Source organism: Pseudomonas akapageensis (genome assembly GCF_011355085.1).
GTDB lineage: Bacteria > Pseudomonadota > Gammaproteobacteria > Pseudomonadales > Pseudomonadaceae > Aquipseudomonas > Aquipseudomonas akapageensis.
On the sequence record NZ_VXCP01000070.1, the window covers coordinates 1 to 20379 of the forward strand.

Sequence of the window (20379 nt, forward strand, 5' to 3'; positions counted from 1 at the left end):
ATTATTAGGCCAGTTCAAGCCCGCTCCCACAGAAGTTGTGGATTCAACCGGTCGATGCAACACACTGGAAAATGCGCAATTCTGGCGAAGCCTTCAGCTCGATTTAGGCTTGGCCAACTCAATCCCCGCAGCACCCAGCCGCTTGAGAATTTCAAACAGCAAATCGCTCTTGGTCGCGCCAACGACTCTGGGACTGCCGACGTAACCGGTGATTGTCAGGGTGATGCCATCAGGCGTCAGTTGGCTGAACCTGACGAAGGGTGCAGGCTTCTCAAGTATGGCGTCGTGTTCGATGTAGGTATTGAGTAGCAGGTCCTTGACCTGCTCAGGATCGATATCCAGGGGAAAGATCAGCTCGAGCGTCGCCACGCCCTGGGCGCTGCCGCCCAGGGTGACGTTGCGCAGGTTCTGGGAAATCAACTGGGAGTTGGGGACGATCACGATCGAACGATCGCTGAGCTGGATTTCCGTGGCCCGCACGTTGATGCGACGGATATCGCCTTCGACGCCGCTGATGCTGATCAGGTCGCCCACCTTGACCGGACGCTCGGTGAGCAGGATAACCCCGGAGACGAAATTCTTGACGATTTCCTGCAGGCCAAAACCGATACCCACCGACAACGCACTGACGATCCAGGCCAGGCTGTTCCACTTGATACCCAGTATCGACAGGCTCAGCAGGATGACCACCGCATAGCCGATATTGTTGAACAAAGTGCTCAGCGAGGCGCGCAGGCCCGGGTCCATTTCCGTTTTAGGCAACAGCTCGTTGTCCAACCAGCGGCCCAACGATCGAATCAGGTAAACGCCGATTGCCAGGGCCAGCAACCCATTCATAAGGTGCGCGGGGATAATGTTCAGCTTGCGCAGCCCTTCACCGCCGAGAATGGCCAGGGTCGTGTTCGCCAATTGCCCGAGTGTGCTGCCGACCCCGCCCATGATCAGCGAAATGACCGCCAGCAGCAAAAGCAGCGCCCGGCTTGCCCCCGACAGCACGATAGCGGCCTGCTCCAGGCGTTCGTCGCCTACGCCCAGCAGCTGTTTGAGTGCCTTGCCGCTGGGGTTGCGCGAGGAAAAGATGTTTTCGCAGAGATCTTTGACCAGTTTCGACAGCAGGTAGAAACTCGACACTACGATGAAAATCCACACCAGTTCATAGGTCAGGAAACGTGCGAGGGAGGTATAGCCGATCACCAGGCAAAACACCGAAATCACTGTGACGACACTGGCACCGAAATACATCAGACCGGCAAAGGTGGTCTTCGCTTCCGGGGCTTCACCGGTAGCCGCCAGCGCTCTGCGCACATGATTGACCCGCAACAGCAATGCGCCGATGACCAGCACCGCAGCCAGCGCGATTATGCCCCGGGAGTTAATGACGAGCGGCGAGCTGACGTCCACCATGTAGCCGATCTGCGCCAGTGAAATCGTCACCATGAGCACGGCCGCCAGCACCCGTGGGTAGGGCTTGAGTGCCAGCGCAACCTCATCGGCAATGGCCGGCAGGCGCCATGAAGGGTGCTCGGTGGCTAACAGGGCGCGGCTCAGGCCCGTGATCATGACGCACATATACGCCACCTTCTCGACTTCCCCCAGATAGCTTTCCACGAACGGTGACAAGGGTTGCGGCCTGGCCAGGACCAGCAAGACCAGTTTCAGCGCCCAGACGGTGGTCAATACAGTGGCCAATGTGGTGGTGATTGCCAGCGAACTGCGCCGCAGCCTGCCTTCGGGTAGCCAGTTGATGCAGCACCAGGTCAGCACCCGTTCGGCCAGTCGACGGCCCAGGGTCCAGATCGCCAGGGCCGACAGCAACAGTGCGAAGGAGGCAGCCCGCTGGCCCGGTTGCCAGATGGCTTTCACAGCTGGCCAGACCTGTTCGAAAAAGCCCTGCAGCCGCGACTTGTCATCGTTCTGCAGATCGAACAAGGGTGCCCAGAACCCAACGCTCAGGATACCGCCCGAATGCATCACCAACTGGGACTCCAGCTGGTCACGGCGGATACTGGCAAGCTGCAAGGTGAGAGTGGCGGCACTCTGCTTGATGTCCGCCAGCAGCTTCAAGTCCTTGTCCACCTCGCTCTTTTGCCCCGTGAGGTCTGATCGCTGTTTTGCGATCGCGGGCTCCTCCACCGCCGCCCCCGGACCGGGTGCCGGGCCCAGAACAGCGAGTTGCGCCTGCAACTGTGCCTGCTGGGGAAGCAACGCAGCCACCTGCTGATTGGTGTCACTGATGAATTTCTGTATGACGTCCTGGAGCTCGATCAGTTGGTTGTAATTGGTCGTGACCGAAACCTTTTGTTTGATATCGTCCAGTCGCGCCTGCAGGCTTTGCAGCTGGCTCGCGGCAACTGCAGTCTCGTACTTCACCTGCGAATCCGGGCCGTTGGCTGCCCAGGGCAACCCCGGAATCAGGATGAGCAACAGCATGAAGTACATGCGTAGTGTTGGTTTCAAGGCATTACACATAGGCGGGGCCCTACGCTGTGTGGTATTGCCTGGTGGCCGCTTGCTGCAATTGCACGACAGGCCAAGGCCCTAAGAATAGACCGAATGCGCTCCGAGGTCGGTTTCCGGCAGGGCTTTGCGGCACGCTCAATCCACATCGACTCGCCGCCCCCGCTGAGTTAGGGTAATTCTGCCTTCACCCGGAGAATCACCCATGGCTCAAGGATTGCGTCCGACCCTGCTGCGTTGCCTGATGGCGCTCATGCTCGCCAGCCTGGGCGCCTGCAGCCTGTTGCCGCAACGCGACCCGGTCAAGGTCTCGGTGGCCGGCATCGAGCCCCTGTCCGGCCAGGACATGGAGCTGCGCATGGCCGTCAAGCTGCGCGTGCAGAACCCCAATGACACCGTGATCGAGTACAACGGCATCGCCGTCGACCTGGAAGTCAACGGCCGGCCGCTGGCCTCGGGTGTGAGCGACCAGTCCGGCCGCATCGAGCGCTTCGGCGAGGCCGTGCTGGTGGTGCCCATGAGCGTTTCGGCCTTCTCGGTATTGCGCCAGGGCATGCGCCTGGGCCGCACGCAAAGCCTCGACGGACTGCCTTATGAGCTGCACGGCAAACTGGCCGGCGGCCTGTTCGGCACCGTGCGCTTCAGTGAAGAAGGCACGCTGGATTTGCCGGCGCAACTCAAATAAAGCGCACCCCGGGCTTGACCCGCTCATCCACGCACAGCTCGAACACATCCGGGCGAGCGTAGTGGCCCACCACGTCGAAGTCGTAGCGTGCCCGCACCAGGTCGTCGGTATCGATTTCGGCGCAAAGCAGACCGCGCTCACCCTTTAGCAGCGGCCCGGCCAGCACCTCGCCCAGCGGCCCGACGATCAGGCTGCCACCGGCGATCAGCGGGCGTTCGGCGGGCCAGTTTTCGACCTCGATGCCCAAGGCCTGCGGCGAGTCCTGAACCTGACAGGCGCTGACCACGAAACAACGTCCTTCAGCCGCCACATGGCGCATGCTCACCTGCCACAGCTCGCGCTCGTCGACGGTGGGTGCGCACCAGATCTGCACGCCCTTGGCGTACATCGCCGTGCGCAGCAGCGGCATGTAGTTTTCCCAGCACACCGCCGCCCCCAGGCGTCCGGCCTTGCCATCGACCACCGGCAGGGTCGAGCCATCGCCCTTGCCCCAGATCAGCCGTTCGGTACCGGTGGGCATCAGTTTTCGATGCTTGGCCACCAGGCCACCTTCGGGTTCGAAGAACAGCACGGTGCAGTACAGCGTATTGCCGCTGCGCTCGATCACGCCCACCACCAGGCTGGCCCCGGTGCGTGCTGAAAGGCCGGCCAGGGCCTCGGTCTCGCTGCCGGGCACGTCGATGGCGTTGGCGAAATAACGGGCGAAGGCTTCACGCCCTTCGGGCAAGCGATAGCCCAGCTGGGTGCCGAAGGTTTCACCCTTGGGATAGCCGCCGAGCAGCGCTTCGGGCATGACCACGAGACTGGCGCGGGCTTCGCGGATCTGCTGCTCGAAGGACAGGATCTGCTCGAGGGTCTCGCCCTTGCCACCGGGTAACGAACCGATCTGCAAGGCGGCAACGATGGACTTGGGCATGGCGATGACTCCGTGTGCGTGGTGATGTTGCACATTGTCCGGCGCGGATGAATCATGAATAAAGCCCCATCCATTTCTGAATGATATGAACACCATGAATATCGCCGACGTCGACCTGAACCTGCTGAAAGTCTTCGAGGCCTTGCATGACGAAGTCAGCGCCAGCCGCGCCGCATTGCGCCTTGGCGTGACCCAGTCGGCCGTCAGTGCGGCCCTGCGCCGTTTGCGCAGCCTCTATGGCGACCCGCTGTTCGTGCGCACCGGGCGCGGCCTGGCGCCGACCTTGCGGGCCAACCAGCTCAAACCGCTGATCAGCGAAGCCTTGAACAAGTGCCGGCAAAGCCTGGCCCTGCTTGACCCCACAGCCGGTCAATACGAAGGGCGTGCCGTCACCCTCGGGCTATCCGACGACTTCGAGATCGCCTATGGCAGGCGCCTGATCGACGAGGTGCAACGGCGGGCGCCGCGCCTGCGCCTGATCTTTCGCCAGACCCACAGCCAGATCGTCGCCGACGCGCTGATGGAACGCAGCCTGGACCTGGCGATCACCGCTGGTGGTTTCAGCGAGCGCATGCTCAGTCGCCAGGTACTGGGCGAAGGGGATTATCAATGCCTGCTCGACCCCGCCAGCCTGGCGCCGGGGCAGAACAGCCTGAGCGTGGAGGCGTTCGTGGCCCGTGAGCAGATCCTGGTGTCGTCCGGTGGCTTTATCGGGATCGTTGACGAAGCCCTGGGCAATCTGGGCCTGGGCCGCCGGGTCAGTGCCTCGACGACGCATTTCGCCGCCCTGCCATTTCTGCTCAAGGGCACCCGGAGCCTGGCGACCATCCCCGGGCATGCCGCCCACGCGATTGCCGAACTGGCCGGGCTGGCGCTGCTGCCTTGCCCGCTGCCATTGCCACGCTATCCGATCGAGCTGGGTTGGCGCACCAGCGCCCAGCCGGACCCTGTGGTGTTGAAGGTACGCGAAGCGATCACTGCCTGTTTCCCTTGAAACCTACTTGGCCGCGGCCATCAGGCGATTGACTTCACTGCGGACCATATTGGCGTACTCGGGCGGCGACATCGCGTCCAGTTCCGAGCGCACCCACTCGGCCCACTTGCCCTTGCGCTTGGACTTTTCGCCGATCAGACGGGCGGCCTCACCCTTGGCCTTGCCGAGGTTGGTTTGCCAGAGCTCGAACAGACGCGACTTCTCGTCTTCGATCAACGCCCGCTCGGCGAGGGTCTTGTTGGCCAGATTGAAGCTCATTGGGAATTCCTACCGCGTGAAAATGGGCGCTATCTTACACTGTAGTCGGCCATTTCTCGGAATCACCTTGCCAGGAAAGTCATTGCAACTTTCCACGCCCCACGACATCCATTGATTAATGCCCACCACAATCAGCAGGAGCTCGCAATGGCCCGTAAATCAGTCGCGCAAAGTATCGAAGATCAAATCAAGGATCAGACCTTCAGCGAACTGCAGACGTTGATCGAAGATTCGGAAAAACTGCTCAATGACAGCGCCGCGCTGGTCGGCGAAGAAGGCGAGAACCTGCGCGAACAGATCAGCATCAAACTCAGGCGCGCCCGTGAGGCCGTAACCGGCGTGCGCGCCCGCACCCAGCCGATGGTGGATGCGACCCAGGACTATATTGGCGGGCATCCGTGGCAGACCGTGGCGATATCGGCGGGGTTCGGGTTGGTGGTGGGGTTGCTGCTGGGGCGACGTCCTTAGTTTTCGACCCCCTCGTTCCCACGCTCTGCGTGGGAATGCAGTGATCTGACGCTCCAGCGTCATGACGCGGAGCGTCGGCAGAGGCATTCCCACGCGGAGCGTGGGAACGAGTAGATTTCCGGGCTATTGCGCTGCCAACGCCCGCAACTGCGCCAGCTCTTCACACGGCATGCTGATACCTTCCTTATCGGCCCGCGCCCGCTCGCGGTAACGCCGATCCCCGGACAATCGTGTCTGCCCCGCGGCATGCATCTGCTCGACCAGTTCGCGACTGCGCAGCGCAAACCCTTTTCCGGTCTCGCCCTTGCTCGGGTCTATGACAATAATCAGTTGCCCGGTCCACGGCGTCTTGGCCCCCGGGTGCTGCGACCAATCGAACTCGAACGAGAAATTGCCCCCGGTCAATGCCGCCGCCAGCAACTCGACCATCATCGACAGCGCCGAGCCCTTGTGCCCGCCAAACGGCAGCAAGGCGCCGCCATCGAGAATGGCCTTGGGGTCATCGGTCGGCTGACCGTTACGGTCGACCCCGGTTCCCGGTGGGACCTTGACGCCACTGCGCGCGGCAATCTGTACATCGCCATGGGCCAGTGCGCTGGTGGCCATGTCGAACACCAGCGGATCGCTGCCTTCACAGGGCGCAGCAAAGGCTATCGGGTTGGTACCGAACAAGGGACGATGGCCGCCGTGTGGCACCACGCAGGTCATGCTGTTGACCACACTCAGGGCCACCAGGCCTTCGCGGGCGAAGGGTTCGACATCCGGCCAAAGCGCAGCGAAATGGTGTGAGCTGCGAATCGCCAGAATCGCAATGCCCGCCTCGCGTGCCTTGGCTACCAGCAGAGGCCGAGCTGCAGCCAGCGCGGGTTGGGCAAAGCCGTTTTTCGCATCCACCCGGACAAAACCCGGGGCGACATCCTCGACCACAGGCTGCGCGTGACCATCGACCCAACCGCTGGCCAGCGTCGACAGATACCCGGGGATACGAAAGGTGCCATGACTGTGGGCGCCATCGCGCTGGGCGGTGGCGCAGTTGTGCGAAAGCACTTCGGCGACCTCGCTGGAGGTGCCATGGCGAACGAAGATCTGCCGCAGCAGTTCGGTCAGTTCCGCAAATGAAAGGGTTTCGCTTGCGCCGTCTTTGGCATTTTGTACAGGTGTGGACATCTGAAGCTCCATTGTTTGATTTATTCGCGGGCGCCAGTTTTCAACCCCTCGATTAACCCTGCTGGCGAACCGGACTGTCAAGCCCTGTCACCGGGGCGCGAAGTGCACACAAAAACGTCACCGTTTGTGACCTTTTTTGTGCACAACCCGCGTATCAAGGAAAATTTATCGCACCAAAATAGTGCGCATGCAACATCGATAAAATTTTAAAGCTGATCGAACGATCAATTTTTTATCGTTTAATATCAATTAGATAGAACGACTCAATAGCAAACTCAGCAGGAAATTTGGAAAAACCAGGGAAAAACTGGCATGGAACTGGCTTTGTTGAACACAGGTTTTGTATACAACTTATGTGCACAACAAGAACCAGGAGCCAGCCTGCATGCCGAGCCAAAGCCCCGCTTCATCGATCGACCTGGAGGTGCCCAAAGCGGCATCGCGCAGCTCATCCGCGAGCGCAGCACTGCCCTTGAGCCCTCGCCTGCACAACCACGACCTGGCGCCGACCCAGGCTGAAGGCCGACGTTGGGGCTATTACAGCCTCTTTGCCTTATGGACCAACGACGTCCACAACATCGCCAACTACTCCTTCGCCATCGGCCTCTATGCCCTGGGCCTGGGCGGTTGGCAGATCGTGCTGTCGCTGGCGATCGGCGCATTGCTCGTCTACCTGTTCATGAACCTCTCCGGTTACATGGGCCAGAAGACCGGGGTGCCCTTCCCGGTGATCAGCCGCATCAGTTTCGGGATTCATGGCGCGCAGATTCCCGCGCTGATCCGCGCGGTGATTGCCATCGCCTGGTTCGGCATCCAGACCTACCTGGCCTCGGTGGTGCTGCGCGTACTGTTGACGGCGGTTGCACCGGACCTGGCGACCTATGACCACAACGCCATACTTGGGCTGTCCAGCCTGGGCTGGGCCTGCTTCATCAGTATCTGGCTGGTGCAACTGGCTATTCTCGCCTACGGCATGGAGATGGTTCGCCGCTACGAAGCCTTTGCCGGCCCCGTGATCCTGTTGACGGTATCGGCCCTGGCGGCCTGGATGTATTTCAAGGTCGACGGGCAGATCGCCTGGTCGATTCGCGAACCGCTGAGCGGTGCCGAGATGTGGCGCAATATCTTTGCCGGCGGAGCACTATGGCTGGCCATCTACGGCACGCTGATCCTCAATTTCTGCGATTTCGCCCGCTCCTCGCCCTGCCAGAAAACCATTCGTATCGGCAATTTCTGGGGGCTGCCGGTCAACATCCTGGTGTTCGCCACCATTACCGTGCTGCTGTGCGGGGCACAGTTCTCGATCGACGGACGTATCATCGAAAGCCCCACCGATATCATTCGCTCGATTCCCGATACCTTGCTGCTGTGCCTGGGCTGCCTGGCATTCCTGATTGTCACCGTGGCGGTGAACATCATGGCCAACTTCGTCGCCCCGGCCTTCGTGCTCAGCAACCTGGCACCGCGCTACCTGAGCTTTCGCCGCGCCGGGATGATCAGCGCCACTGTGGCGGTACTGATCCTGCCGTGGAACCTCTACAACAGCCCGCTGGTGATCGTGTACTTCCTGTCCGGCCTGGGCGCCCTGCTCGGCCCGTTGTACGGCGTGATCATGGTCGACTACTGGCTGATCCGCAAAGGCCGGGTCAACGTGCCGCAGCTCTACACCGAAGATCCGCAAGGGGCCTACTACTACAGCCGCGGCGTCAACCTGCGGGCAGTTGCGGCCTTCATCCCGGCGGCGGTCATCGCCATCGTCCTGGCCCTGGTGCCGCACTTCGAACCGGTCTCGCCGTTCTCCTGGTTGTTCGGCGCAGCCATCGCCGGGTTTGTCTATTTCGTCATCGCCGACCGGCGCCGGGCCTTCGAAGAGGTCGACGGCGAGTCGATCGCCGTGGCCAACGCCAGCCATTGATTCTGCGCAGGGCGGTGGCGCCCTGCTTCACCCCAAACGAGGATTTTGCATGCGTATTCTGGTCGTCAACGTCAACACAACCGAATCCATTACCCACGCCATCGCCGAGCAGGCGCGCCTGGTCGCGGCGCCCGGCACCGAAATTGTCGGGCTGACACCGCGCTTCGGTGCCGAGTCGGTGGAGGGCAACTTCGAGAGTTACCTGGCTGCCATCGCCGTGATGGATCGCGTGATGTCCTATGACCAGCCCTTTGATGCGGTGATCCAGGCCGGTTACGGCGAACATGGCCGCGAGGGTCTGCAGGAGTTGCTCGATGTACCGGTGGTGGACATCACCGAAGCAGCCGCCAGCCTGGCCATGCTGCTGGGCCACGCCTACTCGGTGGTCACGACCCTGGACCGGACCGTCCCCCTGATCGAGGATCGACTCAAGCTTGCGGGGCTCTTCGAGCGTTGTGCGTCGGTGCGCGCCAGTGGCCTGGCGGTACTGGAACTGGAGGAAGACCCCCAGCGCGCAGTCGAGGCCATCGTGGGCCAGGCCGAGCTTGCAGTGCGCCAGGACAAGGCGGAAGTGATTTGCCTGGGCTGCGGCGGCATGGCAGGGCTCGACGAGCAGATCCGCCAGCGCACCGGGGTGCCGGTGGTCGACGGGGTAACGGCGGCGGTTACCCTGGCCGAGTCATTGGTACGGTTGGGGCTGTCGACGTCCAAGGTGCGCACCTATGCCAAACCTCGGCCCAAGCAGATTGTGGGGTGGCCGGGGCAGTGGTTGCGTTGAGACAGTTGGTTTTTTAGCGCATTCCTCGTTCCCACGCTCTGCGTGGGAATGCAGTGCCAGACGCTCCAGCGTCGATCCGCCGGGTGTGACGCGGAGCGTCACCGGAGACATTCCCACACAGAGCGTGGGAACGAGGTCAATACCCAGTACATCAACAATATTTCCCCATTCAGGCCTGCATATTTTCCCGGCTCAATCGTCTAGTCAGATGTGAGCATGAATCGCTATCGGGAAAGTCCCTGAAAAGGAGTATTCGCATGTACGACCAGCCAGCGCCGGCATCGACGGACTCGTCGCTGCACAACCAGATTGCACCGACTCATCGATCTTCCGAGACTGGGCGCAGCGCCAATGAGCAGATTCGCGAATTGCTTCGTCGCTATGGGTTACGCACCAGCCTGATCCGCCTGAAGGTCATCGACGTACTGCTGGTCGCAGCCAGAAACGGGCGCCCCGTCGGCGTGCGCGGTGTGCATGCCCAACTGGAAGCGCTTGCCGTCGAGTTGTCGTTTCTGAGTGTGCGCGAGGTGCTCAAGCGCCTCTGCAGCGAGGGTGTCATCCGCCTGAACCCGGACAAGAGCTATAGCCTGACAGCCGAGGCCCAAGCCATTCTGGAGCAAAGGTCAGACAGTTGAACGAAGGTGTTCAGGGTTTGACTTTGCGGCGCATGATCGCATTCAGAACGACCACGAGAATCGCCACGCCAATGGCAATGTATTGAAACAACTGTTCAGTGATCACACCGGCATTCTGCAGGTAGGACAGGCCCAGCATGGTGCCCAGAACCACCAGGGAAATCAGGATGGAGTATTTCAAACGCTGAGATTGGGTCATTACGCACTTCCTTCAATTGCAATCGAGTCAACCGCCCGTGCGGAGCAGGCGTGCATCTTACAATGCCGGGCCTGTCAAAGAACCCTTTCCGTCTGATCCGCTGCCTCGCTACCTGAAAACATGATTGCTTCGGGCACCTGCCCACTCGCATTGGAGTAGATCATGTTGAAACCTAGCCTGCTGAGTCTGGTCATGCTGTTCAGCCTTACAGCCCATGCCCTGCAAACGGAAGACTTGAGTGATGCCACACTCTTGAAACTCGCAGCGACACTGGACAAAGTGGCGGGCAGCAGCCAATGGCAACAACTCTGGAGCCGCTCCCGACACGCCGGGCATCTCGCAGCCCACCCCACGCTGCCGCATTTCACCACCCCCATGGCAGAAATACCCGCTCTCGTTTCAACGACGCTGAATCAGGCACAGAGCATCAGCCCCCTCAAGCAGACGCAAGCCCTGTACCGGCGCGATTTCAGTCCCATGGTCGTTGGTCAGCAGGGTCCACAGGCATTGACCGCTGTCTGTGTCTGGATCGATTGGCGAACCCTGCCGGAAAAACCACGGCTCGATGAGCGTGCGTCGATGCAACAGGTCAGTTTGCTGTTGACGCGACCCTGTCAGTAGCCCCTTTCATGATTTGGCGATGCAGGAGTCATGCTGAATGCGCCCTGCCACGCGCCGTCTGGCCTGTGGCGTGCGTTGCGGTTTTTTTACTACTTCCGACAGGACCAGACCCTACTTAAAACCCTCAAAAAGGCTACTCATGCTGATTCTGTTGTGGCCTAGATATTGTGGGGTTGATTGATTAAAAATCCGTACGCCGTCGCCGGCTTTTCTTCAGACAACGCCTGCGCAAACGATCACCCACCCCTGGCCAGCAAACTGCAGCAAGGACAGCGTCACTGCAACCCGATTCGTTTGCTGGCCATCAATCAGTACAAGGATGTAAACATGGAAACCATCGACCTCAAGCAAATCGATATCAGCCAGCTTCCCCACTCCCTGCAGATGCTGATCGACTGCATCGGCCTGGAAAACGCCTACCGGTTGACCTGCACCTACGGCGGTCGCCCGAAATACATTCCCAAGCATCCCGAACGCACGTCGCTGGCCGACATTCTTCCGCAGGACGCCTTGCACGCGCTGATCAAGCGCTACGCCGGCATGGCCCTGGAGATTCCCAAGTCCGACCATTTCTGCCGGCAGTTGCGTAACCAGCAGATCCAGAAAGAAAGCTCCAATGGCTTTTCACGCAGCGTGCTGGCCGACAAGTACGGCTTGAGCCTGCGCCAGATCGGCAATATTCGCCGCCAGGAATCCGCCTCCCAGCGGTAACGGATTCCATCTGCACCAGGATGTGCAGTGCCTTCAGGATGAAAATGCGCAATGAAGCGCATCAATGAACAGGATTTCGCAAATGGCAACTATCGATAACGAACTCGTCGGCTCGGTCATGAACGCCCTGCCGTTGGACCGGATGATTTCCGGCCCGCTGCAGGCAATGATTCAAGCCCAGATCTCGGCGAGCAAATCCTACGCCGACTTCCTCATGGGGGTCTGTATTCAGGATGGCAAGGCCGTCGCCATTCAATTCGACTACGACGAAACCATCACCGATGATCAAGGGGTGTACAAAGGGACAATCGCCAAGAAAATGCAGATCCCTCTGCTGGCGGCCATCACCCACCCGAACATCAGCATCGAAGAAGGCAATATCGAATTCGAGTTGACCATCAGCCAGCAGGCCGAAAGCTCTTCTGAAACGGCCGCTGGCGCGGAGTTCCAGGCCTCCATGGGCTGGGGCCCTTTCAAGGTATCGGTCAAGGGCCAGGTCAGCCACAAGTCCAGCCAGACCCGCAAGACCGATACGCGCGCACGCTACGCCTTCAATACCCGCGTGGTTCGCCAGGACCCGCCCGAAGCCCTGATGCGAGTGATCGACTTCCTCACCGAAGCCGCCACCAAGCCGACGGTCATGCCGGGTGTCACCGTGGAAAACGAGAGCGCCCTGCCATCGGCCTCGGCCCTGCCCATGCCTGACCAGGTGGATGACGCAATTGCGGTCAACGCCTGAATTTACACCTTCAATCGCGACACCCATGCCTCGCCACCCGGCGAGGCATTCTGCCGACTTCGCTAGGAGCCTAGATCCGTGGCACTTTTTTCCCGCAACAAAGAGCCCATGACCGCCAGTGACCTTTGCGACATAACCCGAGGCCTGCAAGAAGCAGCTGCCGCCACCAACAACCTCATCGCCCAGCAGTACATAAAGCTCTTCGATCAGTTTTTCGATTACGATGCCGACGAACTGGGCACGCCGATGAAAGCCAAGATGGTCGAAGTCGCGCTGGACGAACAGCACAGCATGAAGATCCCGTTGATCTCTTTGGTCGCGCCACGGGGTCTGGCACTCGAACACATGCAGGTCGACCTGTCGGTGAAGATTCAGAACACCGAACTGGCCACCGCAAGTCATGCATTGGAAAATGGTGACATTCAGAGTGGGCGTTTCTTCGTCACGGTCGGGACGGACAAGCGCCAGAGTCAGACACGAGACCCGGATGAAGTGCAGATAAGCATGCAGTTCAAGGCCTGCGAGCCACCCGAAGCCATCAATCGGCTGATCGAGGAATACACCAACCTGATCAGCCCCTTCCGCCCGCCGCCCCCGGTCGTGCCCGCGCCCGAGCCAAATGAATACATCGAGGCCGCCACCGTGCGCTGATGCAGCCGGAGTCCTTTAAAAATCGCGCTTGAAAAACAGATCGAGAGAGCTGGCCAGGCCACTGGCCGCCTCCAGGTACAAGCGCTTGGTCAACTTGTAGCGCAGGGCGATGGTATTGGCCGGTTCAAACACGCCGACGCCATAACGCAGGCTCAAGCGTTCGGACAGATTGCCGCTGGCAACCACGCTGGTGTTGGTGCCGCTGCCTTGGGTATCCAACTGGAAATCTTCAATGCCCAGATCCTTGGCCAGGCCACCGGTGATCGAGGCACTGCCGGCCAACCCCAGCCCCAGAGCCGCCTGGGCCAGCATGTTGTTGTCTTCACCGTTGGTGCTCAGCGGTCGTCCCAGCACCAGGTACGACAGCGCCTGTTCCTGGCTCATGGCCGGTTCCGAAAAGACCTGGGTCGTCGGCTGCTCGGCGTTGCCGGTCAGACGAATCCCGGCAATCACATCGTCGGTCCGGCGGATGGCTTCGATGTCCAGGTACGGCTGATCGATGGGCCCGGCAAACAGCAGGCGCGCGCGGCGGATGGTCAGGCGTTGGCCATAGGCGCGGTAACGCCCGTCATTGAGGTTCAACTCGCCACGCGTATCGAGGTTGTCACCGATATGAACGTGTCCGGCCAGGTTGGCCGTCAAGCCGAAACCGCTGAACGTCAGCTTTTCTTGCCCCACTTCCACATTGATGTCCATGGCCATTGCCAGGGGGGATTTGCCCTCCTCGGTCTGATGCCCGATGATCACCGTGTCATCGGAGAGCTTGACCGTCGATGGCGGCAGCTCACGAATCGTGATCGCCCCCTTGGGCACCAGGACTTTACCGGCAATCGACAGCCGCTCGCCCTTGACCCCGATCTTCAGGTCCGGCGCCACCTCCAGCGCAGCATAGGGTTCGACACTGACGGGCAAGCGCGTGCCCTGTAGATGAAGGTCCACGTCCAGCGCCTGCTGCCAATTGACCTGTCCGCTCAGACTGCCCTGGCCGACATCGCCGCTTTTCCAGCTGCCTTGCAACTGGATGCTTTCGCCCGCGATCAGTGCCTGCACCTGTAGATCCTTGAGGCTGGTCGGTAGCTCGGCGCCACTGACTTCGCCGCCGCTGAGGCTCACATTGCCAGTGACCTGCGGCGCCATGAGCGTACCCGAGAGCTGACCGCTGCCATTCAATTGACCGGCCAGGCGCTCGACCATGGGCAAAAAGGGCCGCGCTACACCAATGTCCAGCCCCGCAAGACGAAACTCGCCCGTCAGCGGCTTGTTTTTCGCCACTGGGTTGATTTGTGAGGTGACCGTCAATTCGCCCTTCTTGATACCGCGAAAAACCAGTTGGGTATCGACTCGGCGTGGGGTCAGCCGGCTGTCCAGGCGCAGGGCGTCATAAGGGATATCCTGCCACTCGCCCTTTTCGCGCAGACGCAAGGTTCCGCCGCTGGCGTCTACCAGTACATGACCCTTGGGGCCGGAGGCCGGCAGGTCGAGTTCCACATCGGCATTGAGCCGCCCTTGCCAGGCGAAATCCTTGGGCAGCCATTGGCTCAGGCTTTCGATCGGAAACTGCTTGAGGTGATAGCGCAGATGCGGTTCAGGCAGCAGGCGCTGGTCTTCGCCGCACAGGCTGGCCTGCCCCGCCAGCCAACAGTGAGCCCCAAAGTTGAGCTGGCCGCTGGCCAGGCGTTCGAGCTTCGCCGGGGCCTGCAGTTTCCAGGCCTGGCCGCCGGTCTGGATCTCGCCACTGGCCAGGCGACCGCGCCAATTGCCTTTGTCCAGATTGCCGTCGAGCCCAAGATCCAGCTTCAGTTGCGGCCCCTGCAATGCCAATTGCAATTGTTGCCTTCGAATATCGCCCTGGCCCTTGGCCGTCAGATTGCCCAGCGCGGTGTCGCCGATCTGGATGGCGTTGGCACTGAGGTCGAGGACGCCCCGTTGTGCGCTATCGAGTCGAGCCTGGAGATCGAGGCTTTGCAAGCGATTCTCGGCCATGCCCAGGCGCTGCCCCTGCAACTTGAGCTGGCCCTGGGGCGCCTTGAGGGTTCCGGCCACATCCAGCCGGCCCTTGAGCTGGCCTTGCAGCTGCGGCCAGAGCTGGCCCAGGCGCGGCAGGTTCAGGTCGATCTGCCCGGCCAGGCGCTGTTGCAGGCTGCCGCTGCCATTGATGTGGTTGTCGCCCAGGCGGATGTCCAGGGTCCCCAGGGTCCATTTCTCACCTGCCCCTTCGCCCTTGGCCCGGAGCACGGCGGTCTGCCCGCGCAGGCGGCCCTTGAGGTCCAGGTCGGCGTTGAGTTGCAACTGCTCGTTGTGGAATGTTCCCTTGCTGCGCAAGGGACCCGCCAGCGTGCCCGGTAGCTCGCCAACCCAGTAGGCCGGGTTGATTGCGCTCAGGTCCAGTGCCGTGTCCCAGGCAATGCCGTCGGCAAACTGCAACTTCAGATAACCACTGGCCTTGCCCTGCCCCGCCTCCAATTCCAGTTGCGGCAGAAAGATCTGCTTCAGGTCACCACTGAACGGGCTGCCCAGCTTGAATGCACCTGCCGGCCCCTCCAGGTCGCCATTGAAGTTGCCCAGGTAATTGCCATCGCGATACTGCACTTCGCCATTGAAACGGTGCAGAACGACCTGCGGCGATTCGCCAACGGGATACAGTCGGGTCCAGGGAAAATCCAGCCAATCGACCTTTGTGTCGGCGCTGAAACCCTCTTGCCAATCCAGTCGCCCCTTGAGCTTGAGTTGCTGTTCGGAGCTGGCGGTCAGGTCCAGGGTCGCGATATCGGCGCCCAGGGCATCGACTCGGCCTTGCAGGGCCAGGCTGATCGGCCCTTGTTCGGCCGGCAGGCTGGCCTGTCCGATAATTTGATAGCCGGCCTTGAGATCGCCTTTGCCGGTCAGCTCCAGTTGATTCAGTTGCAAGGTATCGGGCAGGTCGGCGGCGGCCTTGAAGCCGTCGGCGGTGATGCGAACCCGGGCCGGCAAATGCTCGGCCAGGGGCTCGAGCTCGCCACTCAAATGGCCATTGAGGTAACCGCTGCTGTCACCTTCAACCTGCAGCGTCTTGAGCAAATCGCCCTTGACCTCCACGGCCAGTTGCCAGGCCTGCTCGCCCACCTTGGGCAGTTGCAGTTGCCCACTGGCGGTCAAGGGCCAGTCACCACCGGGTTGCAAGGTGCCGTGCAGATCGAGGCCCAAATCATCCCGCTGTACTTTAAGCGCATCGATCTGCAAACCCGTTGCCGTCCAATGGGCAGCCAGTTGCAGGTCACTGAGCTGCCGGGTTCCGTCCAGCTCCAGGCTGCCGATGCGAACATCGCCCAGCTCGATGGCCAACGGCAGCTTCAGGTCCGGCAACTGCAGCGGGCCACTGTCGGCGCTGTTGTCGCCGGGCGCCAATTGAAGTTCGACTTTTTCCACCTGCAGCTGCTCGATGCACAGGGTTCGGCGCAGCAGACAGGCCGGCGACCAGGCGATCGACGGCGCCAGCAGCTGCACCCGATCTTCGCCCTGCTCCCAGCGCAGGTTCGCCGCGCGCCAATGCCCCCCCAGGCGACCTTGAAAATCTTCGACCGAAAGTCCGGGCACCAGGCTCAATGCCCAACGACTGCCGGCCTGGGTCCCCAGCAGCGAACCGAGTGCGATGAACAGCAACAGCAAAAGGGCCAGCAGCCCGAGAAAAAAACCCTTCACAACGCGACTCAAAGTTCCGGCCCCATGGAGAAATGCAAGCGAATACCGCCCGGGTCTTCCAGCGCATGGGCCAGATCCAGGCGCAGCGGCCCGACCGGGGAAATCCAGCGCACACCGATACCGACGCCGGTCTTGAGGCTGGGCAGTTCCAGATTATTGAAGGAATTGCCCTGGTCGACAAAGGTTGCCACCCGCCATTTTTCGGCAACCGAATACTGGTACTCGACACTGCCGGCTACCAGGTAGCGACCACCGATCCGGTCGCCTTCGGAGTTTTCCGGCGACAGGGACTGGTAGTCATAGCCGCGAACGCTCTGGTCGCCGCCGGCATAGAAGCGTAACGACGGCGGTATCTTGCTATAGCCGCTGGTAGCGCTGCCACCGAACTGCACCCGCCCGAGCAGTCGATGTCTCTGCGCCAGCGTGGTCAAGCCCTTGAGCATGACGTTTCCATGCAGCAGGTTGGTGTCCGCCAGCAGCCCTTCCTTGGCGACCTGGGTGTCGAACTGCAAGCGATAGCCATTGTGCGGGTCGATGCGATTGTCGCTGCGCAGGTACGAATAACTGACGCCGGGCATGAGCAAGGTACTCAGGCCTGAATCGTCGCCCAGCCGGTACTCTTCGCGCTGCCACTTCAGCGAAATGACCCGCTGCCAGCCGCTGGGTAGCTTGCTGTGCCATTCCGGACCTACGGTCAGCAGTTTACTCACGCTGTCGGTGTTGGCGATTTCTTCGTACTGGTAACCGCCGGCCCAGCGCAGTTTGTCGGTCAGGGGTGGATCGAGCGGAATGTCATAAAACACACCGACGTTCTGCCGTGGTGCCGACAGTTCCATTTCCGCACCATAGCTGTCGCCCCTGGAGTTGGCCCAATGACGCGTCCAGTTGGCCTTGGCACGCGGCCCGACGTCGGTCGAAAAGCCCAGGCCAAGACCCATGGTGCGGGGCTTGCGGGTTGTCAGCTGGACTTCGACCGGGAGCGTCTGCCCTTGCGCCGATGTGGGCGCAGCCTCGACCCGCACCCCCTCGAAGTAGCCGCTCGATTGCAGGTTCTGGTTGAGTTCGGCCACCAGCTCCGAATCGTAGGGCGTGTTCTCCTTGAACGGCACCATGCGTTGCAGGAGTTCGTCGTCAAAGGGCGTATCGCCCTGGAAATGGACTTTGCCCAGGCTGTAGCGCGGGCCACTCTGGTACACCAATTCGATATCGGCAACCCCGGCCTGAGGGTCTATCGCCAGGCGCTGGCGGGTGAAGCGCCCATTGAAAAAGCCATAGCGCGACGCCTGGTTCTGGATCAGCCGCTTGGCATCTTCATAATGCCCATGATTGAGAATCGCGCCACTGCGCAGGGCCTTGCCGTCAGGGACACGAAACACCTTGAGCTGGCTGGCCGGGCCTTCGACCCGAATGGTGACCTCGCGCAGGCGCACCGGCTCGCCCGGCTCGATCTTGAGTACCAGGCGCGGCGACTTGCCGGCTTTCACCTCGCTTTCGATATGCGCCTGATAGTAGCCCAGCGCCTGCGCGGCTTTTTTGGCCTGCTCCTCGGCCCCTCGACTGAACCGCAGCAAGGCCTCCTCATCGCGATCGCCGAGGCTTCCGATATAGCCTTCGACGTTGGCCTTGAGTTCCGAATTGGCAGGCTTGATACGTACGTCCAACTCACTCTGGGCGCAGGCCACGAAACTGCTGACCAGCAGTATCAAACCACCGGCAAATCTTCCTGAAAACTTCATAGGCGCGGATGCTAACACGAGGCTGGCAGAAGCTCTAACCCCGGCATTTCAGGCGCGCACTGCCTCCACTCGCTGGGGACTTGGGTGAAAGAACACATGCTCAAGAACCGGTCCTACCGCAATCTGGCCGATTTCTTGATAACCCTGACGTTTATAGAACTCCAGATAGCGAGGGTTCCCCGTGTCGAGCACGACGCCTTCGGAGTGAGCGTCCACGGCGCACCAGTTGTGCACTGCCGTGAGCAATTGCTCGCCGTAATGCTTGCCCTGGAATTGCGGGTGGATACCCAGCAAGGGCAAGACATGCACGGCACCGGATGGCAGGCAGGCCAGGACCGCTTCGTGGTAGTCCAGGTAGCGGCGAGTACAACGAAATCCGGTACTGAGCAACATGCGCATGCGCCACGCCCAACTCTCGGTGATCCCCAGCCGGCGCTGGGGCGGGGCAATCAGCGCCATGCCGATCAAACGGTCATCGAGCAACATCCCGAGGGCCGGCAACTCCTGAAAGAAATGCTGCTTGACCAGTTCCCGCACCGTGGCCCGCACCCGATGCTCATAACCCGGTCGCTCGGCCTCGAACAGATAGCCGAACGTAGGCTCGTGCCGGTAGGCGTGATAGAGCAATGAACAGGCTTCGCGGCTGTAACCGCCATCGAGCAAACAGACTTCAGCCGTTGCGGTGGAAGATTCAGGCATCGGGTAGAACCTCATCTGGCAGCATGTTTTCCATTGGAGAGCCACACGCCCAGCCTATTCCTACGTGCAAAGCCCCCTGTCCGACGTTAGCAGCCGATACCACCTTGCGCCACGCTGGCGGCGACAAGTGATGTCCGCTAGCATTCCGCTTTTGCCAGGATTGCCGCCATGAAAATCGTTTCATTCAATATCAACGGTCTGCGGGCCAGACCCCATCAGCTGGCGGCGCTGATCGAAAAGCATCAGCCGGACGTCATCGGCCTGCAGGAAACCAAGGTTTCGGACGATCAGTTCCCGTTCGCCGAAATCCAGGCACTGGGCTATCACGTGCATTTTCATGGCCAGAAAGGTCATTACGGTGTTGCCCTGCTCTCGCGTCAGGCCCCCCTGAGTCTGTTCAAGGGCTTTGCCAGCGACGAGGAAGATGCCCAGCGGCGGTTCATCTGGGGCACCTTCGCCGACGCCAACGACCAGCCCATTACCATAATGAACGGCTATTTCCCCCAGGGTGAAAGCCGCGACCATCCGACCAAGTTCCCGGCCAAGCAACGCTTCTACAGCGACCTGCAAGCGCTGCTCGAGAGCCAGTTCAGCAACGATCAGCCGCTGGTGGTGATGGGGGATGTGAACATCTCGCCGGAAGATTGCGACATCGGTATCGGCCCCGACAACGCCAAACGCTGGCTCAAGACCGGCAAGTGCAGCTTCCTGCCGGAAGAGCGCGAGTGGATGGCGCGTCTGAAGAACTGGGGCCTGACCGATAGTTTCCGCCACCTGTACCCGGATGTGGCCGACCGCTTCAGTTGGTTCGACTACCGCAGCCGCGGCTTTGAAGACGAACCCAAGCGTGGTCTGCGCATCGATCTGATCCTGACTTCTCACGGCCTGCTGCCAAGGGTGACGGCCGCGGGGGTGGATTACGACCTGCGCGCCATGGAGAAACCGTCGGACCATGCGCCGATCTGGCTTGAGCTGAGCTGATCGACTCGCTCTACTCGTTCCCACGCGCAGCAAAGGAATGCAGTGCCTGACGCTCCGCGTCACGACGCAGAGCATCAGCAGAGGCATTCCC

19 protein-coding genes are annotated in these 20379 nt (G+C 61.0%); 11 read left to right on the top strand and 8 right to left on the bottom strand.

The window, feature by feature from the left end:
- Positions 1–93: 93 nt before the first annotated feature.
- A complete protein-coding gene (locus F2S13_RS28785) occupies positions 94–2469 on the bottom strand; it encodes a DUF3772 domain-containing protein (protein ID WP_166367273.1) in 2376 nt (791 codons plus the stop codon).
- 220 nt (positions 2470–2689) lie between these two features.
- Here F2S13_RS28785 and F2S13_RS28790 point away from each other — a divergent pair, with 220 nt between their 5' ends.
- The gene (locus F2S13_RS28790; protein WP_166367295.1) at positions 2690–3142 is read left to right on the top strand and encodes an LEA/WHy family protein; all 453 of its coding nucleotides are present in this window, start codon (positions 2690–2692) and stop codon (positions 3140–3142) included.
- Here F2S13_RS28790 and F2S13_RS28795 read toward each other — a convergent pair.
- Positions 3135–4058: a carbon-nitrogen hydrolase family protein gene (locus F2S13_RS28795; RefSeq protein WP_166367274.1), complete on the bottom strand. Its 924-nt coding sequence runs from the start codon at positions 4056–4058 to the stop codon at positions 3135–3137. The genes F2S13_RS28790 and F2S13_RS28795 overlap by 8 nt on opposite strands.
- 85 nt (positions 4059–4143) lie before the next feature.
- On the opposite strand from F2S13_RS28795, the gene F2S13_RS28800 reads away from it, so the two are divergent.
- Positions 4144–5052, top strand: a complete 909-nt coding sequence (locus tag F2S13_RS28800) for a LysR substrate-binding domain-containing protein (protein WP_166367275.1) — start codon at positions 4144–4146, stop codon at positions 5050–5052.
- Between the two features lie 3 nt (positions 5053–5055).
- On the opposite strand, the gene F2S13_RS28805 is transcribed toward F2S13_RS28800, so the two are convergent.
- Positions 5056–5310: a hypothetical protein gene (locus F2S13_RS28805; RefSeq protein ID WP_166367276.1), complete on the bottom strand. Its 255-nt coding sequence runs from the start codon at positions 5308–5310 to the stop codon at positions 5056–5058.
- Between the two features lie 147 nt (positions 5311–5457).
- Here F2S13_RS28805 and F2S13_RS28810 point away from each other — a divergent pair, with 147 nt between their 5' ends.
- On the top strand, positions 5458–5778 hold the full coding sequence (locus F2S13_RS28810) for an ElaB/YgaM/YqjD family protein (RefSeq protein ID WP_166367277.1): 321 nt from the start codon (positions 5458–5460) through the stop codon (positions 5776–5778).
- 123 nt (positions 5779–5901) lie between these two features.
- Here F2S13_RS28810 and F2S13_RS28815 read toward each other — a convergent pair whose 3' ends face one another.
- Positions 5902–6945: an Ldh family oxidoreductase gene (locus F2S13_RS28815; protein WP_166367278.1), complete on the bottom strand. Its 1044-nt coding sequence runs from the start codon at positions 6943–6945 to the stop codon at positions 5902–5904.
- Positions 6946–7357: 412 nt separating this feature from the next.
- Here F2S13_RS28815 and F2S13_RS28820 point away from each other — a divergent pair, with 412 nt between their 5' ends.
- The 3 genes from F2S13_RS28820 to F2S13_RS28830 all read left to right on the top strand — a co-directional run bounded on the left by F2S13_RS28820 (position 7358) and on the right by F2S13_RS28830 (position 10273).
- Positions 7358–8860: an NCS1 family nucleobase:cation symporter-1 gene (locus tag F2S13_RS28820; protein WP_425500258.1), complete on the top strand. Its 1503-nt coding sequence runs from the start codon at positions 7358–7360 to the stop codon at positions 8858–8860.
- A 49-nt stretch (positions 8861–8909) separates the two neighbouring features.
- Positions 8910–9638 carry an aspartate/glutamate racemase family protein gene (locus F2S13_RS28825; RefSeq protein ID WP_166367280.1) on the top strand — a complete coding sequence of 243 codons (729 nt, stop codon included), beginning with the start codon at positions 8910–8912 and terminating at the stop codon, positions 9636–9638.
- 257 nt (positions 9639–9895) lie between these two features.
- Complete coding sequence (locus F2S13_RS28830; protein ID WP_246238038.1) at positions 9896–10273, top strand: fe2+ zn2+ uptake regulation protein; 378 nt, start codon at positions 9896–9898, stop codon at positions 10271–10273.
- 10 nt (positions 10274–10283) lie between these two features.
- Here F2S13_RS28830 and F2S13_RS28835 read toward each other — a convergent pair whose 3' ends face one another.
- On the bottom strand, positions 10284–10472 hold the full coding sequence (locus tag F2S13_RS28835) for a hypothetical protein (protein ID WP_166367281.1): 189 nt from the start codon (positions 10470–10472) through the stop codon (positions 10284–10286).
- Positions 10473–10634: 162 nt separating this feature from the next.
- Here F2S13_RS28835 and F2S13_RS28840 point away from each other — a divergent pair, with 162 nt between their 5' ends.
- The 4 genes from F2S13_RS28840 to F2S13_RS28855 all read left to right on the top strand — a co-directional run bounded on the left by F2S13_RS28840 (position 10635) and on the right by F2S13_RS28855 (position 13194).
- A complete protein-coding gene (locus F2S13_RS28840; RefSeq protein WP_166367282.1) occupies positions 10635–11093 on the top strand; it encodes a hypothetical protein in 459 nt (152 codons plus the stop codon).
- Positions 11094–11420: 327 nt separating this feature from the next.
- A complete protein-coding gene (locus F2S13_RS28845) occupies positions 11421–11804 on the top strand; it encodes a Mor transcription activator family protein (RefSeq protein ID WP_166367297.1) in 384 nt (127 codons plus the stop codon).
- Positions 11805–11886: 82 nt separating this feature from the next.
- On the top strand, positions 11887–12543 hold the full coding sequence (locus tag F2S13_RS28850; protein ID WP_166367283.1) for a DUF2589 domain-containing protein: 657 nt from the start codon (positions 11887–11889) through the stop codon (positions 12541–12543).
- A 108-nt stretch (positions 12544–12651) separates the two neighbouring features.
- On the top strand, positions 12652–13194 hold the full coding sequence (locus tag F2S13_RS28855; RefSeq protein ID WP_178119060.1) for a DUF2589 domain-containing protein: 543 nt from the start codon (positions 12652–12654) through the stop codon (positions 13192–13194).
- Between the two features lie 15 nt (positions 13195–13209).
- Here F2S13_RS28855 and F2S13_RS28860 read toward each other — a convergent pair whose 3' ends face one another.
- Genes F2S13_RS28860 through F2S13_RS28870 form a run of 3 tightly spaced genes read right to left on the bottom strand, consistent with a single transcriptional unit; the run spans position 13210 to position 19307 of the window.
- Complete coding sequence (locus F2S13_RS28860) at positions 13210–16884, bottom strand: translocation/assembly module TamB domain-containing protein (protein ID WP_166367285.1); 3675 nt, start codon at positions 16882–16884, stop codon at positions 13210–13212.
- Positions 16881–18608, bottom strand: coding sequence for an autotransporter assembly complex protein TamA (locus F2S13_RS28865; RefSeq protein WP_166367286.1), 1728 nt, complete (start codon positions 18606–18608; stop codon positions 16881–16883). The genes F2S13_RS28860 and F2S13_RS28865 overlap by 4 nt, the downstream gene beginning before the upstream one ends.
- 48 nt (positions 18609–18656) lie before the next feature.
- Positions 18657–19307, bottom strand: a complete 651-nt coding sequence (locus F2S13_RS28870) for a GNAT family N-acetyltransferase (protein ID WP_166367287.1) — start codon at positions 19305–19307, stop codon at positions 18657–18659.
- A gap of 168 nt (positions 19308–19475) precedes the next feature.
- Here F2S13_RS28870 and xthA point away from each other — a divergent pair, with 168 nt between their 5' ends.
- Complete coding sequence (gene xthA, locus F2S13_RS28875) at positions 19476–20288, top strand: exodeoxyribonuclease III (RefSeq protein WP_166367288.1); 813 nt, start codon at positions 19476–19478, stop codon at positions 20286–20288.
- Positions 20289–20379: the final 91 nt, after the last annotated feature.

What these genes read in the sequence shown, in the direction of transcription:
- F2S13_RS28785 (WP_166367273.1), bottom strand. Translation starts at nt 2,469, where the DNA reads ATGTGTAATGCCTTGAAACCAACACTACGCATGTACTTCATGCTGTTG.
- F2S13_RS28795 (WP_166367274.1), bottom strand. Translation starts at nt 4,058, where the DNA reads ATGCCCAAGTCCATCGTTGCCGCCTTGCAGATCGGTTCGTTACCCGGT.
- F2S13_RS28800 (WP_166367275.1), top strand. Translation starts at nt 4,144, where the DNA reads ATGAACACCATGAATATCGCCGACGTCGACCTGAACCTGCTGAAAGTC.
- F2S13_RS28805 (WP_166367276.1), bottom strand. Translation starts at nt 5,310, where the DNA reads ATGAGCTTCAATCTGGCCAACAAGACCCTCGCCGAGCGGGCGTTGATC.
- F2S13_RS28810 (WP_166367277.1), top strand. Translation starts at nt 5,458, where the DNA reads ATGGCCCGTAAATCAGTCGCGCAAAGTATCGAAGATCAAATCAAGGAT.
- F2S13_RS28815 (WP_166367278.1), bottom strand. Translation starts at nt 6,945, where the DNA reads ATGTCCACACCTGTACAAAATGCCAAAGACGGCGCAAGCGAAACCCTT.
- F2S13_RS28825 (WP_166367280.1), top strand. Translation starts at nt 8,910, where the DNA reads ATGCGTATTCTGGTCGTCAACGTCAACACAACCGAATCCATTACCCAC.
- F2S13_RS28830 (WP_246238038.1), top strand. Translation starts at nt 9,896, where the DNA reads ATGTACGACCAGCCAGCGCCGGCATCGACGGACTCGTCGCTGCACAAC.
- F2S13_RS28835 (WP_166367281.1), bottom strand. Translation starts at nt 10,472, where the DNA reads ATGACCCAATCTCAGCGTTTGAAATACTCCATCCTGATTTCCCTGGTG.
- F2S13_RS28840 (WP_166367282.1), top strand. Translation starts at nt 10,635, where the DNA reads ATGTTGAAACCTAGCCTGCTGAGTCTGGTCATGCTGTTCAGCCTTACA.
- F2S13_RS28845 (WP_166367297.1), top strand. Translation starts at nt 11,421, where the DNA reads ATGGAAACCATCGACCTCAAGCAAATCGATATCAGCCAGCTTCCCCAC.
- F2S13_RS28850 (WP_166367283.1), top strand. Translation starts at nt 11,887, where the DNA reads ATGGCAACTATCGATAACGAACTCGTCGGCTCGGTCATGAACGCCCTG.
- F2S13_RS28855 (WP_178119060.1), top strand. Translation starts at nt 12,652, where the DNA reads ATGACCGCCAGTGACCTTTGCGACATAACCCGAGGCCTGCAAGAAGCA.
- F2S13_RS28865 (WP_166367286.1), bottom strand. Translation starts at nt 18,608, where the DNA reads ATGAAGTTTTCAGGAAGATTTGCCGGTGGTTTGATACTGCTGGTCAGC.
- F2S13_RS28870 (WP_166367287.1), bottom strand. Translation starts at nt 19,307, where the DNA reads ATGCCTGAATCTTCCACCGCAACGGCTGAAGTCTGTTTGCTCGATGGC.
- xthA (WP_166367288.1), top strand. Translation starts at nt 19,476, where the DNA reads ATGAAAATCGTTTCATTCAATATCAACGGTCTGCGGGCCAGACCCCAT.